Raw genomic sequence first — 1292 nt, 5'->3', positions numbered from 1 at the left:
TTCAATCTGCTTCTCTTGGGGGCCCGCGAGAAGAGGGTTGGAGGAGGTTGTCTTGACGAACTCGCCGCGGCAGGACGCGGAATGCGCGATGCGTGAATTGAGGGTTGCGTTGGAGGCCCGCGGAATCGCGTTTCCCGTTGTGCGACTTCATACGTGTGTGCCCGATGCGCCGCTTGTCGAGTTGGGCCGGGTCAGGCCCGAGACGGCGCGGGCGCTCGCGCGGGCGCTGGTGGGGGAGCTGAGTGGCGATGATCGTGTTCGCGGCTGAGCCGTCGCCCGTTGACCGGGCGTTGCTGCATCGTGACCGGTTGCGTGACCATCTGGCCGCGCGGGCGTTGCCGTCGCATCGGGTGCAGGTGATGGAGACGACGGAGGGGCGGGTGAGTGTGACGCTGGATCTGCCGGTGGAGGTGGCGGCGTTTGTCGCGGACCGGCTGGCGGCGCTGGTGTACGAGCCGGAGCCGGGGACGTTGCTCTACAGCCCGGCCGCCGATGTGGTGGGGGCGGTGGCGTGGCGGGAGAGCGCGCACGCGGTGCGGCTGCGGGCGGTGGGTGGTGCGGAGCGTGAGTGGTCGCACTGGCTGACCGATCTGCGTCCGGCCCGGCTGGGCGAGGTGCTTTCACTGACGGGGAAGGTTCGGCGGCTCACATCATGACCGAGATGATCACGTGGGGGCCGAGGGCCCTGCCCGTGCCGTATGCCGCCGCGTGGACGGGGGAAGGTACCCGCGTGGCCGCGGCGTTGAGTGTGCGGCCTGGTGGGGACCGGCTGGGCTACCGTGACGAGGTGCCGGGTGACCGTGACCGGCACGGGGTGCTGTGGGCGCGGATGGACGCCGGACCGGGGGCGGGGAGGCCGGACTTCAGCGTCTTGCACCCGGCGCGTCAGCGGCGGACGATGCTGGAGCGGCTGTGCCAGGTGTGCGGCGGGCCTGCCGACCGGACGTCGCGGGGGTGGCTGTTCCTGGTGCAGCGTGCGGAGGTGCAGGACTTCGGGGCCTGTGAGGGGCTGCTGTCGACAAAGCCCCCGGTGTGTCGTCCGTGTGCGGCGCTGGCGGTTCGGCATTGTCCGCATCTGACCGATCCGTTGCTGATCCGTTCGCGTAAGCCGCGCGTGTGGGGGGTGTTCGGGGGGTTCTTCACCCCCGACCCGGCCAGTAACGGCATCGTCCCGCACCCGGAGGACTATCACCTCCCCTACGGCCACCCGGACGCGAAGTGGTTCCTGGCCTCGCAGCTGGTGATCGAGCTCACCCGCTGCACCATCGAAAGCTGACGCGCGCGTTCACGCG

2 protein-coding genes are annotated in these 1292 nt (G+C 70.3%); both read left to right on the top strand.

Annotation, left to right across the window (positions count from 1 at the left end; genetic code table 11):
* Positions 1 to 248 precede the first annotated feature (248 nt).
* Positions 249 to 656 carry a hypothetical protein gene (locus DEH69_RS22770; protein WP_147255769.1) on the top strand — a complete coding sequence of 136 codons (408 nt, stop codon included), beginning with the start codon at positions 249 to 251 and terminating at the stop codon, positions 654 to 656.
* The gene (locus DEH69_RS22765; protein WP_113688874.1) at positions 653 to 1276 is read left to right on the top strand and encodes a hypothetical protein; all 624 of its coding nucleotides are present in this window, start codon (positions 653 to 655) and stop codon (positions 1274 to 1276) included. The genes DEH69_RS22770 and DEH69_RS22765 overlap by 4 nt, the downstream gene beginning before the upstream one ends.
* The last annotated feature ends 16 nt before the right edge of the window (positions 1277 to 1292 follow it).

The sequence above is a fragment of the Streptomyces sp. PT12 genome (genome assembly GCF_003311645.1).
GTDB lineage: Bacteria > Actinomycetota > Actinomycetes > Streptomycetales > Streptomycetaceae > Streptomyces.
The sequence above is the reverse complement of the archived record's forward strand: the minus strand, read 5'-3'. Positions and strand labels throughout refer to the sequence as shown.

Bases quoted from the DNA above. Each gene is read 5' to 3' on its own strand.
- DEH69_RS22770 (WP_147255769.1), top strand. From the start codon at position 249: ATGATCGTGTTCGCGGCTGAGCCGTCGCCCGTTGACCGGGCGTTGCTG.
- DEH69_RS22765 (WP_113688874.1), top strand. From the start codon at position 653: ATGACCGAGATGATCACGTGGGGGCCGAGGGCCCTGCCCGTGCCGTAT.